Raw genomic sequence first — 14,117 nt, 5'->3', positions numbered from 1 at the left:
AAAGACCATGGCCGACAAAATTGCGCGCGGCTTTTGTGGATGGCTGCTGGCGCTGACCAGTTTTTGCCTGCAGGCGACGCCAGACTATCAATTACCTGACAATATTCAGCCGAACTTCCAACAAATCAGTTTGAAAGTTGATCCGGACCAGGCGGATTTCAGTGGTGACACTTTTATCGATCTGACCATCAAGCAAGCCACTGACAAGGTCGGCTTTTATCAGATTGATTTAACCCTGGATAAAGTGGAATTGATCAGAGATGGAAAAAGCATTCCTTTAACGGTCAGTGGTGGCGACTATGATATCTTTTGGGGCCAGTCGGCCACGGTGCTTGAACCTGGCGACTATCAGTTGCATATTCAGTACAAAGGCAAAGTGAATACCAGCTCTGACGGCATGTATCTGGCCAGGTTTGAAGAGCGTAACTACTTGTTTACCCAGTTTGAGGACATGGAAGCCAGGCGGGCATTTCCCTCCTTTGACCAGCCTAACTACAAAATACCATTTCAACTGAAGATTCAGGCCCCGGAAAAACACGTTGTACTGTCGAACACCCCGGTACTAAGCCGGGAGGTGAAAGATGGTTGGCAAACGGTGGAGTTTAAACGCACCAAACCTCTGCCAACCTATCTGGTGGCCTATGCCATTGGAGAGCTGGATTCTGCCGAGATTTCTGGTTTGTCAGTGCCAGGGCGAATTTACACCCCCAAAGGCAAGGCGGAGCAGACGCGTTTTATCATTAAGCACATGCCGCAAATACTAAAAAGTCTGGAAGACTACTTTGGCATGCCTTACCCCTATGAAAAGCTCGACTTTATTGCGGTGCCAAACTTTACACACGGGGCAATGGAAAATGCCGGTCTGATTACCTTCAGAAGCAGCCTGTTGTTGCTGGAAGATGAACCTGGTCTGGCAGAACGCAGTGGGCCGCTGGATACCGTAACCCATGAACTGGCACATCAATGGTATGGCAATCTGGTGACGATGTCCTGGTGGGATGATCTGTGGCTGAATGAGGCGTTTGCCTCCTGGATGGCCAGTAAGGTCATGATGAAACTCTATCCTGAGCTGAACTTCCATACCCGTATTGTCCAAGAGGGGGCCTTTGAGGCTGACGCCAGCCCCACCACTAAGCCGGTGAAAAAGATTGTGCGCTCCTCTGCGGATGTGATGGATGGCCTGGGCCTGAACTACAGCAAGGGGGAATCCATTCTGAATATGATTGAATCACTGACCGGAGAAGCACCCTTTCAAAAAGCGGTGCAAGCCTATATGCAAAAGCATAAGTGGGGCAACACCACCGCCGATGACCTGTGGGCCGTACTGGGCGACGTGGCAGACTTTGACGTGCCGGCCATGATGAAAACCTATCTGGAGCAGCCTGGATATCCTCTGGTCAGCTTTGCAGCGGACGGCACGGTAAGCCAAAGCCGTTATCACCTGGCCGGGGCGGACGTGGCAGAGCAAAGCTGGATAGTGCCCCTCTCTGTGAGCTTCAAGAAAAACGGCAAGCTGCAGCGTCGAATGCTGTATCTGGACAAACCAAGTAGCAACGTTGTTGAGCTGGCTGAAGCAGATTGGGTATACCCTAATGACAATGCAATGGGGTACTTCCGCTGGCAGATGTCCGCCCAACAGATGCGCGCCTTGTTAAAGGATATAGACGCGCTGAATGGCAGAGAGAAAAAGGAGTTGTTGTATAACTCCGGTGCATTGCTGCAGGCCGGAAAAGCCGATTTTGAACAACATCTGAGTGTTCTGAATACCCTGGCTGCAGATAAGGAACCTATGGTGGCAAGGGCGGTGGTCGCCTCGCTGAACGATTTTACTTATTTGGTGGATAAAACCAATGAGGACGATTTTGCCAGTTTCCTGCAAACAAAATTACTGCCCTGGTATCAGCAACTAGGTATGAGTCAGCGCCCCGATGATTCCGAAGATGTCATTAAATTGCGTCAGGCTGTTTTTAGCTTGCTGAGTCTATATGGGCATGTGCCGGAGGTGGACAGCAAAGCTCAGGCGCTTGCTGCCAGTTATCTGCATGAGCCTGTATCAGTGCCGCGCAACCTGGCATCTTATGCACTGCGCAATGCGGCTAAGTACGGCAATGCTGAATGGTACGAGAAGTTCAACCAAGCTTATTTGAAGCATACGGATGCCAATATTCGCGGCACGATAATGGCTGGCATGTATTTCCCGCAAGATAGCAATCTGACTAAAGTTCTGAACTTTTCCTTTGATGAGCAAATGAGTCCAGCCAATGTTATTTATAACCTCGTGGTCGCTTCTCGTGCGCAGGAACAACAGGATCTGTTATACCAATGGCTGGACAAGCATTTTGAGCAACTGGTAGAGCGGATGCCCAGTTACCACATAGGCCGCATGCCTGAGTTTGTCTCCAGCAGTTGTAATGCGCACAATATTCAGCTGGCCAAAGCGTTCTATACGCCGCGTATGGATAAATTTGATGGTATGGCGCGCAGTTTTGAGGTGGCCATGAATGATGCAAGCCAATGTGTTGCTATGAAACAACGCTTCCAATCAAGTTTTACTCAACTGCTGAAGCAGGTAAATCAAAAACGCTAAGTTTGACAAAGGCGGTCCAGTTGGCCGCCTTTTTTTAATTGGCTTAGTACAGTTTGGTCGCCAGAGATAGTCTCTAAGTACAGGAAAATTAGCTTTTGTTACTGCAGTTTGTAAAGCAATGTAAAGATTGGTAAAGAATGTGAATCCTCAAGAACTTCGCGGCCTGCGGCGGGTCTTTGCTGAGTCGAGCCAACCTATAAGTTATGAGGACCTTAAATGCATTTGCGAGCATTATCTTTTCCCCTGTTAATCACTGCGTCTGCTTTAGCACTAACCGCCTGCGGGGGTTCCAGTGATGATGATAAAACCTATCCTAATGCCTACGTACAATTCTACAACGGCTCGCCAAACAGCGCCGAGACCGATCTCTACATTGAAGACATTGAACAAGGCGGTGCAGCTTACGGGGATGCTTCCGGGCTATACACCGTGGATACCGGCGATGCCACCCTCACTCTAAAACGCACCGATGCCAGCGATAAACTGGTGGAGGTCTTGAGCAAAGAAGTGAATTTCACTGACGGCCATAAGTCTCTTTACCTGCTTGTTGGTGATTACGAGAGTCCAACGCTGATTGAGCATAAGTTCGAACGAAAGGAACTGACAGACCATTTCATTCTTTACGCCATGTCAGCTGTGGCAGATGCCAACTATGACCTGTACATGGCTGAAGCAGGCGCGCCTTTCACCGACGCTAATAAGATTGACAGTCTGAGTTTCAGTGAGGTTGTGGAGGGCAAGTATTGGGATGCAGATACGACCAACCCTGACTGGGATACCGGTGACTATGTGGTTTATCTGACGGAGCCTGGTAAAACTGACGTGCTGTATGAAAGTCCCACGATTAAATTCAGTTATGACACTGAGTATATGCTGGTTATCAGACAGTCTGCCGCCACCACACAAAACAACTTGTCAGTGGACTTAGTGATCAATTCCACTAGTGTGTCCAGTTACAAAGATGTTCGGGCGGGGGCGCAATTCCGCCTGTATAACAGTCTGCAAGACAGTGGATTGACAGCACTGGTTAAAGGCAATGATGTCGAGCAGAGTAGCAACCTGCAGCATAATGAACTAAGTGAGTTCAGTGCTGTTAAGTATGGTGACTATCAAATTTCAGCACAAAATGAAGATAACAGCCTGTCTTTCAACAATCGCCTGCTGACTCTCAATCAAGGTGAAGCCAAAACAGTCGTACTCTATAAGAATAAGGAAAATACCCTGACTTCACTGGCGTTTGAAGAGAGTGATCTGCCCCAGGTGTATGACCACGAATTGAATGTGGTAAACCTGGCACAGGATTATGCAAACGTGGATATCTATTTCGTTCGCCAGGATGAGACAGTCGAGACAGCCCAGTACAAGATCAAACGTTTAGGCTTTGCAGGAAGCGAAGATATCAGTTTGCCAAGTGATTATTATGAGATTATTGCTTTGCATGATGATAACAGTGGTAATCAGACTTTATTGTTCAGAACACCGGCTCTGGCCATTGATGAAGCGGTCAACTATATGGTTGCTGTGGAACCGGACAGTACATCAGCCAGCGGCTACCGGGTGGTATTGCTGAACTAGTGACATCCAACGGATGGGTAAAAGGCCTCTTTTTAGAGGCCTTTTTTGTGGCGGGGATGAATTTCCACCATCCTGCCCCCATCATGTGCAATCAGTGGTTTTTGACTGACAAAGAATTTTCACCACCGGCATTTTTTTACTTTGAACTTTCCCTGTCCTTCGCCCTTCCAGGGCCGTCGCGACTGGGCTGCGGCGTTAAAAAGCGAATTAGGCGCTTTTTTCAACATTTCGGGTATCGCCGCAAATTCTTTTCTGTTATTATTTCGCGCCCTTTTTATAGGGGTATGACTATTAAAGCAGCTAAACGGCCTGAGAAGGCCTTAACAACAGCGGAGCACTAACAATGATCCAAATGCAAACTAGCCTGGACGTGGCCGATAACTCCGGCGCTCGCAGGGTAATGTGTATTAAGGTTCTTGGTGGCTCGCATCGCCGTTATGCACATATCGGTGACATCATCAAAGTTACCGTCAAGGAAGCAATTCCTCGCGGTAAAGTTAAAAAAGGTGACGTACTGAATGCAGTGGTGGTGCGTACTAGAAAAGGCGTTCGTCGTCCTGACGGTTCTCTGATCCGTTTCGATAACAACGCAGCCGTGTTGCTGAACAACAACAAGCAACCTATTGGTACGCGTATCTTTGGCCCGGTAACCCGTGAGCTTCGTGGAGATAAATTCATGAAGATCATCTCACTGGCCCCAGAGGTACTATAAGGAGTCACGATAATGGCAAGAAAAATTCGTCGTGATGATGAAGTTGTCGTATTGGCCGGTAAAGACAAAGGCAAAACAGGCAAAGTCCTGAAAGTGCTGGTTGAGTCTGACCGTCTGGTAGTAGAAGGTGTGAATGTGATGAAGAAACACCAGAAGCCTAACCCTCAGTTAGGTGTTGCTGGTGGCATCGTTGAGAAAGAAGCATCCATTCATGTATCGAATGTAGCGATTCTGAACCCTAAAACGGGTAAAGCTGATCGCGTCGGTTTCCGTCTTGAAGGCGAGAAGAAAGTACGTTTCTTCAAGTCTAACGGTGAACTGGTTTAATTAATTGGAGAGTACGATGGCGAAACTGCATGATTTCTATAAAGAAACAGTAGTGGCGGAACTTGCTAAGCAGTTCGGTTACAAAAGCGTCATGCAAGTCCCTCGGATTGAAAAAATCACCCTGAACATGGGTCTGGGTGAAGCTGTAGCGGATAAAAAGATTCTGGAAAATGCAACTGCCGATATGCAGGCAATTGCTGGCCAGAAGCCTGTAGTAACCGTTGCGCGTAAATCCGTTGCGGGTTTTAAAATCCGTGAAGGTTATCCGATTGGCTGTAAAGTAACCCTACGTGGCGAGCGTATGTGGGAATTCCTGGAGCGTTTGATTTCAATCGCTATCCCACGTATCCGTGACTTCCGTGGTCTGAATGCTAAGTCATTCGACGGCCGTGGAAACTATAGCATGGGTGTTCGCGAGCAAATCATCTTCCCCGAAATCGACTTTGATAAAGTTGATAAGGTGCGCGGTATGGATATTACTATCACTACTACCGCCGCTACGGATGAGGAAGGTCGCGCTCTGCTGGCTGCTTTTAACTTCCCATTCAAGAAATAAGGTGTAGGGTTATGGCAAAACAATCAATGAAAGCGCGTGAAGTAAAGCGCGCCAAGCTGGTAGCCAAGCACGCCACTAAGCGTGCTGAGCTGAAAGCCATTATCAGCAGTGTAAACTCTTCTGACGAAGAGCGTTGGGACGCCGTGCTCAAGCTGCAATCATTACCTCGTGACTCTGCCCGTACACGTCAACATAACCGTTGCCGTATCACTGGCCGTCCTCATGGTTTCCTGCGCAAGTTCGGCCTGAGCCGTATCAAACTGCGTGAGGCCGCCATGCGTGGTGAAGTCCCTGGTCTGAAGAAAGCCAGTTGGTAAGGAGTAGCTAAGATGAGTATGCAAGATCCTATCGCGGATATGTTTACCCGCATCCGTAACGGCCAGCTGGCCAGCAAAGTGTCTGTCACTATGCCGTCTTCCAAGCTGCGTGTTGCGATTGCCAAGGTACTGAAAGATGAAGGTTACATCGCTGACTTCCAGGCATCTGGTGACGTTAAGCCTACCCTTGAAGTAACTCTGAAGTACTTCGAAGGTAAGAAAGTGATTGAAACCATCGAGCGTGTCAGCCGTCCTGGTCTGCGCATCTATAAGAAAAAAGATGAGCTGCCAAAAGTAATGGGTGGTCTGGGTATCGCTATTGTTTCAACATCCAAGGGCGTGATGACTGACCGTGCTGCGCGTAAAGCCGGCATGGGTGGTGAAGTCATCGGCTATGTAGCGTAACGGAGGATTATTCGATGTCACGTGTAGCAAAAGCCCCGGTTGAGATCCAAGCTGGCGTAGAAGTCACTATCGCTGGTCAAGTGGTCACACTGAAAGGTAAGAACGGCACGCTGAGCCGTGAGTTCAACGGTGCAGTTGAAGTAGTTAAAGAAGAAAACAACCTGAAAGCCCTGCCTCGTGAAGGTGCGGTTGACGGTTGGGCTCAAGCTGGTACTGCTCGCGCACTGCTGAACGGCATGATGATCGGCGTCACCAACGGTTTCGAGAAAAAACTGCAGCTGCAGGGCGTTGGTTACCGTGCTTCGGCACAAGGTAACAAACTGAACCTGACACTGGGTTTCTCTCACCCCGTAGTTTACGAAATGCCTGCCGGCGTTAGCGTAGAAACACCTACCCAGACTGAAATCGTCGTAAAAGGCGCTGACAAGCAACAGGTAGGTCAGGTTGCAGCTAACATCCGTGGATACCGTCCGCCAGAGCCTTACAAAGGCAAAGGTGTGCGTTATGCCGATGAAGTTGTGCGTCGTAAAGAAGCCAAGAAAAAGTAAGGGGTTGATACGATGGATAAGAAAACAGCTCGTTTGCGTCGCGCGACTCGTGCACGCAAAAAGATCAGTGAACTGGGCGCAGCTCGCCTGGTAGTACACCGTACTCCCCGTCACATCTATGCACAACTGATTGCCGCTAACGGCGCAGAAGTGCTGGCGGCTGCCTCTACTGTTGAAGCTGATCTGCGTAAAGACCTGAAAGTAACAGGCAACGCAGATGCCGCTACTGCAGTTGGCAAAGTGATCGCACAACGTGCTATCGAAAAAGGCATCACTGAGGTGGCTTTCGATCGCAGCGGTTTCAAGTATCACGGTCGAGTGAAGGCATTGGCTGATGCTGCTCGCGAAGCAGGTCTTCAGTTCTAGGAGTAGATTATGGCTAAAGTAGAAGTTCAAAACGGTGAACTGTTAGAGAAGCTGATTGCCGTAAACCGTGTAGCCAAGACTGTTAAAGGTGGACGCATCATGAGCTTCACCGCGCTGACAGTGGTTGGTGACGGAAACGGTCGTGTAGGCTTCGGTTACGGTAAAGCCCGTGAAGTACCATCCGCAATTCAAAAAGCGATGGAAAAAGCGCGTCGTAACCTGGTTACCGTGGGTCTGAATGGCAACACCCTTCAGCACCCAATTAAGGGTCGTCACTCCGGCTCTCAGGTATACATGCAGCCTGCATCTGAAGGTACCGGTATTATTGCCGGTGGTGCGATGCGTGCAGTACTGGAAGTCGCTGGCGTACAGAACGTACTTTCAAAATGTTACGGCTCTACCAACCCAATCAACGTAGTGCGTGCCACTATCAATGCCCTGGTGGATATGAAATCTCCAGAGCAGGTAGCAGCCAAGCGTGGATTGTCCGTAGAACAGATTTTGGGGTAATGAATCATGGCTAAGACAATCAAAGTAAGACAAACCAAGAGCTCAATCGCTCGTCTGCCTAGCCACAAGGCTACGCTGACCGGTTTGGGTCTGCGTCGTATTGGTCATGTTCGTGAGTTGGAAGACACTCCTGCTGTTCGCGGTATGATCAACAAAGTCAACTACATGGTTGAGATAGTTGAGGAGTAACTCATGCATTTGAATACGATTGCTCCTGCACCTGGAGCTAAAAAACCCTCTAAGCGTCTGGGCCGTGGTATCGGTTCTGGCCTGGGTAAAACAGGTGGCCGTGGTCACAAAGGTCAGACATCACGTTCTGGCGGTACTGTGCGTCCTGGTTTTGAAGGCGGTCAGATGCCTATCCAGCGTCGTCTGCCTAAGTTCGGTTTCACTTCGCGTAAATCTCTGGTTTCTGACCAGGTGACGCTGGCTGAAATTGCTAAGGTAGAGGGTGAAGTGGTGTCACTGGAAACTTTAAAAGCTGCAGGTCTGGTTAAGAAAGACGTGCTGCATGTTAAAGTGATGAAAAGTGGTGACATCGCTCGCGCTGTTACTGTAAATGGCTTGAAGGTAACTAAAGGCGCCCGTGAAGCTATCGAAGCTGCTGGCGGTAAAGTAGAGGAATAAGCTAAATGGCTAAACCAGGATTGGATTCAGGCGCCAAAGGCGGTTTGACCGAGCTGAAATCAAGACTTTTGTTTGTCTTGGGTGCGATTATCGTGTTCAGGCTCGGTTCTTTCGTGCCTATTCCTGGTATTGATGCAGCAGTGCTGGCGAGTTTGTTCGAACAGCAAAAAGGCACCATCGTAGAAATGTTTAACATGTTCTCCGGTGGTGCGCTTGAGCGTGCATCAATCCTGGCGCTTGGCATCATGCCCTATATTTCTGCGTCCATCATCATGCAGTTGTTGACTGTTGTTCATCCTCAGATGGCGGAACTGAAAAAAGAAGGCGAGGCGGGACGTCGTAAGATAAGCCAGTACACCAGGTATTTAACCTTGGTGCTGTCTATCTTCCAGGCAATTGCCATTGCCACCGGTCTGCCTAACCTGATGCAGGGTCTGGTGATGAATCCTGGTTTCGGCTTCTACTTTACAGCGGTGGTGAGCCTGGTCACGGGAACTATGTTCCTGATGTGGCTGGGTGAGCAGATCACTGAGCGTGGAATCGGCAACGGTATATCTATTCTGATCTTTACCGGTATCGTGGCGGGCTTGCCCTCCGCGATCGGTCAGACAGTTGAGCAGGCAAGACAGGGTGACCTGAACATGCTGTTCCTGTTATTGATTGGTGTGATTGTTATCGCCGTCACGTATTTCGTGGTGTTTGTAGAGCGTGGCCAACGTCGTATCGTGGTCAACTATGCTAAGCGTCAGCAGGGCCGTAAGGTATTTGCCGCGCAAAGCACACATTTACCATTGAAAGTGAACATGGCGGGCGTTATCCCACCAATCTTTGCTTCCAGTATTATCCTGTTTCCAGGTACGCTGGCGAGCTGGTTTGGTCAGAACGAAGCCATGTCCTGGTTGCAGGATGTGTCTTTGATGTTGTCACCCGGACAGCCTTTGCATGCTATGTTGTATGCAGCGGCCATTATTTTCTTCTGTTTCTTCTATACTGCGTTGGTGTTCAACCCGCGCGAGACAGCAGATAACCTGAAGAAATCCGGCGCATTTGTGCCCGGTATCCGTCCAGGTGAGCAAACATCACGTTATATCGATAAAGTGATGACACGCCTGACTCTGGCTGGTGCCCTGTACATTACCTTTATTTGTTTGGTGCCCGAGTTCATGATGATCGCCTGGAACGTACAGTTCTATTTTGGCGGCACATCACTGCTGATTATCGTAGTGGTAATCATGGACTTTATGGCACAGGTCCAGACTCACCTGATGTCTCATCAGTACGAGTCTGTTCTGAAGAAAGCGAATCTTAAAGGCTTCGGCCGTTAAGATTGGCAATTACGGAGTAACGAAATGAAAGTTCGTGCATCTGTCAAAGCGATTTGCCGTAACTGCAAAATCATCAAGCGCAACGGTGTTGTGCGTGTGATTTGTAGCAGCGACCCTAAGCATAAGCAAAGGCAAGGCTAATCAAAAACAAGCTCTTTAGAGAGCTTAATTTGCAATTTTGTCGTTGGATAAGTATCCTAGCGGGCTTTTTAGGCCGACGACAATTTAACTATAGGAGTGCTGTTAGTGGCCCGTATCGCTGGCATTAACATCCCTGAACACAAGCATGCCGTAATCGCTGTACAAGCTATTTTCGGTATCGGTGCTACACGTGCTAAAAGCATCTGTGCTGCCGCTGGTGTTGCAGAGAGTACCAAGATCAAAGATCTTGATGAGACGCAAATTGATAAACTGCGTGACGAAGTAGCCAAGTTCACCGTTGAAGGTGACCTGCGTCGTGAAGTGTCAATGAGCATTAAACGTTTGATGGACCTAGGTTGTTTCCGTGGCTTACGTCACCGTCGCAGCTTGCCTGTTCGTGGTCAGCGCACTAAAACTAATGCGCGCACCCGTAAAGGTCCTCGTAAGCCGATTAAGAAGTAAGCGGGGGGATTTATGGCAAAAGCACCAGTACGTACTCGTAAGCGCGTAAAACGCCAGGTTGCTGATGGTATGGCTCATATCCATGCCTCTTTCAACAACACGATAGTGACTATCACTGACCGTCAAGGTAATGCCCTGTCTTGGGCAACTTCCGGTGGTTCAGGCTTCCGTGGTTCACGTAAGTCTACGCCTTTCGCTGCTCAGGTTGCTGCCGAGCGCGCCGGTGTTGCGGCCCAGGAATACGGTTTGAAAAACCTAGAAGTGTTTGTAAAAGGTCCAGGTCCAGGCCGTGAGTCTGCGATCCGTGCCCTGAATGCAACAGGTTACCGTATCACTAACATTACCGATGTGACTCCTATTCCTCACAACGGTTGTCGTCCACCTAAGAAACGTCGCGTATAAGCAGCGTTTTAGGACAGTTGGAGAAAGATCATGGCAAGATATTTGGGTCCCAAACTCAAACTTAGCCGCCGCGAGGGAACAGACCTGTTCCTGAAAAGTGGCGTTCGAGCAATTGACTCGAAGTGTAAAATTGATACTGCGCCTGGTCAGCACGGTGCCCGTCGTGGCCGCCTGTCTGATTACGGTGTGCAGTTGCGTGAGAAGCAGAAAGTTCGTCGTATGTTCGGCGTGCTGGAAAAGCAATTCCGTAACTACTACAAAGAAGCAGCACGTCTGAAAGGCAACACAGGTGAAAACCTGCTGCAATTGCTTGAGCAGCGTCTTGACAACGTGGTTTACCGCATGGGATTTGCCAGCACTCGCTCTGAAGCGCGTCAGTTGGTTAGTCACAAGGCCATTATGGTCAATGGTAAAGTTGTTAACGTTCCTTCTTTTAGCGTATCTGCTGAAGACGTTGTGTCTGTTCGTGAAAAAGCCAAGAAGCAAGCACGTATCGTGGCTGCCCTTGAGCTTGCCGATCAGCGCGAAAAGCCTACTTGGATAGAAGTGGACAGCAAGAAGATGGAAGGTGTTTTCAAACGCATTCCTGAGCGTAGCGACTTGTCTGCCGAAATTAACGAACAGCTGATCGTCGAACTTTACAGTAAGTAAAGAAGGTCAAAGAGAGGAAACAATGTCGGGTTCTGTAACTGAATTCCTTAAACCAAGGTTAGTCGAGATAGATAACGTATCCAAAACCCGCGCTAAGGTCACACTTGAGCCGTTGGAGCGTGGTTTCGGTCATACACTCGGAAACGCACTGCGTCGTATCCTGCTGTCATCCATGCCTGGTTGCGCGGTGACTGAAGTAGAAATTGACGGTGTGCTGCATGAGTACAGCACCAAGGAAGGCGTCCAGGAAGACGTTATCGAGATCCTGCTGAACCTGAAAGGTCTGGCCGTTCGTCTCGAAGGTAAGAATGAAGCTACCCTGACCCTGGTTAAGTCCGGTGCAGGCCCGGTAGTTGCAGGTGATATCCAGCACGATGGTGACGTCACTATTGTAAACCCTGAACACCAGATTTGTACGCTGACAGGCGATGCCTCCATCAGCATGCGTATCAAAGTGGAAATGGGGCGTGGTTATATTCCTGCCGCTACTCGTCGTACCTCTGAAGAAGACGACAGACCTATTGGTCGTTTGTTAGTGGATGCCTCTTTCAGTCCTGTTGAGCGTATTGCCTATAGTGTTGAGTCTGCCCGTGTTGAACAACGCACAGACTTGGACAAACTGATCATTGATATGGAAACCAATGGCACTATCGACCCAGAAGAAGCTATCCGTCGTTCTGCTACTATTTTAGCTGAGCAATTGGATGCCTTCGTAGAACTGCGCGATATTAAAGAGCCAGTGGCGAAAGAAGAGAAGCCGGAGTTTGATCCGATTCTGCTTCGTCCAGTAGATGATCTGGAATTGACAGTACGTTCTGCCAACTGTTTGAAAGCAGAAGCTATCCAGTACATTGGTGACCTGGTCCAGCGCACAGAAGTTGAGCTGCTTAAGACCCCTAACCTGGGTAAGAAGTCTCTGACTGAAATCAAAGACGTGCTCGCTTCTCGCGGACTCTCATTGGGTATGCGCCTGGAAAACTGGCCACCAGAGAGTATTGCTGAGAAAGACTAATCAGGTCGCAAGTTAAACTGATTTGTTAAGAAGGAAAGAACCATGCGCCATCGTAAGAGTGGTCGTCAGTTAAATCGCAACAGCAGCCATCGTCAAGCGATGTTCCGCAATATGGCAGGTTCTTTGGTGAAACACGAAATCATCAAAACTACTTTGCCTAAGGCGAAAGAACTGCGTCGCGTTATTGAGCCTCTGATTACACTTGCTAAGCAAGACAGTGTAGCAAACCGCCGTTTGGCCTTTGCCCGCACTGGTGATAAAGAGGTTGTAGGTAAACTGTTTAATGAACTGGGTCCTCGTTATACCGAGCGTCCAGGGGGTTACATTCGTATACTGAAATGTGGCTTCCGTACTGGTGACAATGCCCCTATGGCATATGTTGAACTGGTAGACCGCCCAGTTGCTGAAGAAGCAGCTACTGAAGAAGCGGCAGCTGAATAAGCTACCGAATAATAAAAAACCGGGCCTGGCCCGGTTTTTTATTGTCTGTCGAAAATCTAATCTTGCTTTAAGATGGCGGCGACTTCTTCAGCGTTGGCACCACCTTTTATTGCGTACTCTGTTAGTTGTTCATCTGTTAAACCCGCACTACGTGCAGTTTCTAAAATACGCTGCAGGTTCTCGTGCTGCGCTGAAGATTCCTGGACAGCTGTGGTTACTACTGCGTCAGCGTTATCCGGAAAGGTAGCGAGTAAGGCATCTACTATATATTCACCTACAAAGGGAACGGCTTCCATTGCCGTTTTGATGATATCCACTAATTTATTCGGGTGGGCTTTTGCTACTGAACGAACTATTGCATCGGCCGAGTTCGGTTCTGTCACCACTGCGACCCGAACGATATCGTTCAATTCCTCAGGTGTTGAATAGGCTGCTGCAGTTGCAACAAAGTCCACATAGCTGGGTTCAGCATTAATTGCCGTCTCCACTATATTAGTGCAACTGGTGATACCTTTTTCCAAAGCAATACGTACCACATCTTCTGTAAGTGCTGGTTGTGCAGCGATAGCTGCATGGATCACTTCCTTATATCTGTCAGGATATAAGTCCAAAGCGGTCCCCACCACTATCTCGACATCCTGCGGATAGTGGCCAACAATACTTTTTATTGCCCGGCCAATAGACATATTCTGTGCTACTTGCCTTTGGATGAACTCAGCAGTCTCTTTATTATTGCTGTCGGCTTTTTCCGCTGCCATGGCTGCTGTCCCTGTTATAGCCAAAAGCATCACCGAACATATTATCTTTCTCATGGACAGACTTCCGAAGGTGTCAAACGACTGACGACTTAGTCCCATATTGGACTGTCGTACAGAAAATGAGTTCAAAGAGTAACAAGAAATAAACAAAACAAAACAAAAAATAGCCGTTTGGCTGGAAAATAATCGTTTGAACGGCAAAAATTAAGAAACATGAAAAAACCTGTTGACGGTTGTGCGGAAATCTCTAGAATGCGCACCACTTCGACGGGGCAGGCAGAAAGGCTTCCCAGTCAGCCAGGAAGGCAGGAAGATTCAAGGAGCGGCAGGCAACGAAATTTAAAAAAGTTGCTTGACACAGAAACCGGATGGCGTAGAATGCGCGTCCCGCTTGA

21 protein-coding genes are annotated in these 14,117 nt (G+C 48.7%); 20 read left to right on the top strand and 1 reads right to left on the bottom strand.

Annotated elements, in window-relative coordinates:
* Positions 1–7 precede the first annotated feature (7 nt).
* The 20 genes from ABD028_RS20450 to rplQ all read left to right on the top strand — a co-directional run bounded on the left by ABD028_RS20450 (position 8) and on the right by rplQ (position 12,964).
* Entirely contained in the window at positions 8–2,587 is a 2,580-nt protein-coding gene (locus ABD028_RS20450; protein ID WP_343847263.1) for a M1 family metallopeptidase, read from the top strand.
* A gap of 216 nt (positions 2,588–2,803) precedes the next feature.
* Positions 2,804–4,162 (top strand): DUF4397 domain-containing protein, encoded by a 1,359-nt coding sequence (locus ABD028_RS20445; RefSeq protein ID WP_102798668.1) that lies wholly within the window; start codon positions 2,804–2,806, stop codon positions 4,160–4,162.
* Positions 4,162–4,503, top strand: coding sequence for a hypothetical protein (locus tag ABD028_RS20440; protein ID WP_343847262.1), 342 nt, complete (start codon positions 4,162–4,164; stop codon positions 4,501–4,503). Before ABD028_RS20445 ends, ABD028_RS20440 begins: the two co-directional genes overlap by 1 nt.
* A gap of 2 nt (positions 4,504–4,505) precedes the next feature.
* A complete protein-coding gene (rplN, locus tag ABD028_RS20435; RefSeq protein WP_102798670.1) occupies positions 4,506–4,874 on the top strand; it encodes a 50S ribosomal protein L14 in 369 nt (122 codons plus the stop codon).
* Positions 4,875–4,886: 12 nt separating this feature from the next.
* Entirely contained in the window at positions 4,887–5,201 is a 315-nt protein-coding gene (rplX, locus tag ABD028_RS20430; protein WP_102798671.1) for a 50S ribosomal protein L24, read from the top strand.
* Between the two features lie 16 nt (positions 5,202–5,217).
* Positions 5,218–5,757, top strand: a complete 540-nt coding sequence (rplE, locus tag ABD028_RS20425; protein ID WP_102798672.1) for a 50S ribosomal protein L5 — start codon at positions 5,218–5,220, stop codon at positions 5,755–5,757.
* Positions 5,758–5,768: 11 nt separating this feature from the next.
* On the top strand, positions 5,769–6,074 hold the full coding sequence (rpsN, locus tag ABD028_RS20420) for a 30S ribosomal protein S14 (protein WP_102798673.1): 306 nt from the start codon (positions 5,769–5,771) through the stop codon (positions 6,072–6,074).
* 12 nt (positions 6,075–6,086) lie between these two features.
* Positions 6,087–6,479, top strand: a complete 393-nt coding sequence (gene rpsH, locus ABD028_RS20415) for a 30S ribosomal protein S8 (protein ID WP_102798674.1) — start codon at positions 6,087–6,089, stop codon at positions 6,477–6,479.
* 14 nt (positions 6,480–6,493) lie between these two features.
* Positions 6,494–7,027: a 50S ribosomal protein L6 gene (gene rplF, locus ABD028_RS20410; RefSeq protein ID WP_102798675.1), complete on the top strand. Its 534-nt coding sequence runs from the start codon at positions 6,494–6,496 to the stop codon at positions 7,025–7,027.
* A gap of 12 nt (positions 7,028–7,039) precedes the next feature.
* On the top strand, positions 7,040–7,393 hold the full coding sequence (gene rplR, locus ABD028_RS20405; protein ID WP_102798676.1) for a 50S ribosomal protein L18: 354 nt from the start codon (positions 7,040–7,042) through the stop codon (positions 7,391–7,393).
* Positions 7,394–7,402: 9 nt separating this feature from the next.
* Complete coding sequence (gene rpsE / locus ABD028_RS20400) at positions 7,403–7,903, top strand: 30S ribosomal protein S5 (RefSeq protein ID WP_102798677.1); 501 nt, start codon at positions 7,403–7,405, stop codon at positions 7,901–7,903.
* A gap of 3 nt (positions 7,904–7,906) precedes the next feature.
* Positions 7,907–8,092, top strand: a complete 186-nt coding sequence (gene rpmD, locus ABD028_RS20395; RefSeq protein ID WP_425427716.1) for a 50S ribosomal protein L30 — start codon at positions 7,907–7,909, stop codon at positions 8,090–8,092.
* A gap of 3 nt (positions 8,093–8,095) precedes the next feature.
* Positions 8,096–8,530 (top strand): 50S ribosomal protein L15, encoded by a 435-nt coding sequence (rplO, locus tag ABD028_RS20390; RefSeq protein ID WP_102798679.1) that lies wholly within the window; start codon positions 8,096–8,098, stop codon positions 8,528–8,530.
* A gap of 5 nt (positions 8,531–8,535) precedes the next feature.
* The gene (gene secY, locus ABD028_RS20385; RefSeq protein WP_102798680.1) at positions 8,536–9,855 is read left to right on the top strand and encodes a preprotein translocase subunit SecY; all 1,320 of its coding nucleotides are present in this window, start codon (positions 8,536–8,538) and stop codon (positions 9,853–9,855) included.
* A 24-nt stretch (positions 9,856–9,879) separates the two neighbouring features.
* The gene (gene rpmJ, locus ABD028_RS20380) at positions 9,880–9,996 is read left to right on the top strand and encodes a 50S ribosomal protein L36 (RefSeq protein WP_102798681.1); all 117 of its coding nucleotides are present in this window, start codon (positions 9,880–9,882) and stop codon (positions 9,994–9,996) included.
* Positions 9,997–10,101: 105 nt separating this feature from the next.
* Positions 10,102–10,458 (top strand): 30S ribosomal protein S13, encoded by a 357-nt coding sequence (gene rpsM / locus ABD028_RS20375; protein WP_102798682.1) that lies wholly within the window; start codon positions 10,102–10,104, stop codon positions 10,456–10,458.
* A 12-nt stretch (positions 10,459–10,470) separates the two neighbouring features.
* Positions 10,471–10,860 carry a 30S ribosomal protein S11 gene (gene rpsK, locus ABD028_RS20370; RefSeq protein WP_102798683.1) on the top strand — a complete coding sequence of 130 codons (390 nt, stop codon included), beginning with the start codon at positions 10,471–10,473 and terminating at the stop codon, positions 10,858–10,860.
* A gap of 30 nt (positions 10,861–10,890) precedes the next feature.
* Positions 10,891–11,511 carry a 30S ribosomal protein S4 gene (rpsD, locus tag ABD028_RS20365; RefSeq protein ID WP_102798684.1) on the top strand — a complete coding sequence of 207 codons (621 nt, stop codon included), beginning with the start codon at positions 10,891–10,893 and terminating at the stop codon, positions 11,509–11,511.
* Positions 11,512–11,533: 22 nt separating this feature from the next.
* Entirely contained in the window at positions 11,534–12,523 is a 990-nt protein-coding gene (locus ABD028_RS20360; protein ID WP_102798685.1) for a DNA-directed RNA polymerase subunit alpha, read from the top strand.
* Between the two features lie 42 nt (positions 12,524–12,565).
* Positions 12,566–12,964, top strand: coding sequence for a 50S ribosomal protein L17 (gene rplQ / locus ABD028_RS20355; RefSeq protein ID WP_102798686.1), 399 nt, complete (start codon positions 12,566–12,568; stop codon positions 12,962–12,964).
* Positions 12,965–13,020: 56 nt separating this feature from the next.
* On the opposite strand, the gene ABD028_RS20350 is transcribed toward rplQ, so the two are convergent.
* Positions 13,021–13,776 carry a hypothetical protein gene (locus ABD028_RS20350; protein WP_102798687.1) on the bottom strand — a complete coding sequence of 252 codons (756 nt, stop codon included), beginning with the start codon at positions 13,774–13,776 and terminating at the stop codon, positions 13,021–13,023.
* Positions 13,777–14,117 lie beyond the last annotated feature (341 nt).

The organism is Bowmanella denitrificans (assembly GCF_039522935.1).
In the GTDB taxonomy this organism is placed as follows: domain Bacteria; phylum Pseudomonadota; class Gammaproteobacteria; order Enterobacterales; family Alteromonadaceae; genus Bowmanella; species Bowmanella denitrificans.
Note: the sequence above shows the minus strand (reverse complement) of the source record. Positions and strands in the feature narration are given on the sequence as shown.

Coding starts and splice junctions, on each gene's coding strand:
- ABD028_RS20450 (WP_343847263.1), top strand. CDS start 8: ATGGCCGACAAAATTGCGCGCGGCTTTTGTGGATGGCTGCTGGCGCTG.
- rplO (WP_102798679.1), top strand. CDS start 8,096: ATGCATTTGAATACGATTGCTCCTGCACCTGGAGCTAAAAAACCCTCT.
- rplF (WP_102798675.1), top strand. CDS start 6,494: ATGTCACGTGTAGCAAAAGCCCCGGTTGAGATCCAAGCTGGCGTAGAA.
- rpsH (WP_102798674.1), top strand. CDS start 6,087: ATGAGTATGCAAGATCCTATCGCGGATATGTTTACCCGCATCCGTAAC.
- rpsD (WP_102798684.1), top strand. CDS start 10,891: ATGGCAAGATATTTGGGTCCCAAACTCAAACTTAGCCGCCGCGAGGGA.
- ABD028_RS20360 (WP_102798685.1), top strand. CDS start 11,534: ATGTCGGGTTCTGTAACTGAATTCCTTAAACCAAGGTTAGTCGAGATA.
- rplN (WP_102798670.1), top strand. CDS start 4,506: ATGATCCAAATGCAAACTAGCCTGGACGTGGCCGATAACTCCGGCGCT.
- rplQ (WP_102798686.1), top strand. CDS start 12,566: ATGCGCCATCGTAAGAGTGGTCGTCAGTTAAATCGCAACAGCAGCCAT.
- ABD028_RS20445 (WP_102798668.1), top strand. CDS start 2,804: ATGCATTTGCGAGCATTATCTTTTCCCCTGTTAATCACTGCGTCTGCT.
- rpmJ (WP_102798681.1), top strand. CDS start 9,880: ATGAAAGTTCGTGCATCTGTCAAAGCGATTTGCCGTAACTGCAAAATC.
- ABD028_RS20350 (WP_102798687.1), bottom strand. CDS start 13,776: ATGAGAAAGATAATATGTTCGGTGATGCTTTTGGCTATAACAGGGACA.
- rplR (WP_102798676.1), top strand. CDS start 7,040: ATGGATAAGAAAACAGCTCGTTTGCGTCGCGCGACTCGTGCACGCAAA.
- rpsE (WP_102798677.1), top strand. CDS start 7,403: ATGGCTAAAGTAGAAGTTCAAAACGGTGAACTGTTAGAGAAGCTGATT.
- secY (WP_102798680.1), top strand. CDS start 8,536: ATGGCTAAACCAGGATTGGATTCAGGCGCCAAAGGCGGTTTGACCGAG.
- rpsN (WP_102798673.1), top strand. CDS start 5,769: ATGGCAAAACAATCAATGAAAGCGCGTGAAGTAAAGCGCGCCAAGCTG.
- rpsK (WP_102798683.1), top strand. CDS start 10,471: ATGGCAAAAGCACCAGTACGTACTCGTAAGCGCGTAAAACGCCAGGTT.
- rplX (WP_102798671.1), top strand. CDS start 4,887: ATGGCAAGAAAAATTCGTCGTGATGATGAAGTTGTCGTATTGGCCGGT.
- rplE (WP_102798672.1), top strand. CDS start 5,218: ATGGCGAAACTGCATGATTTCTATAAAGAAACAGTAGTGGCGGAACTT.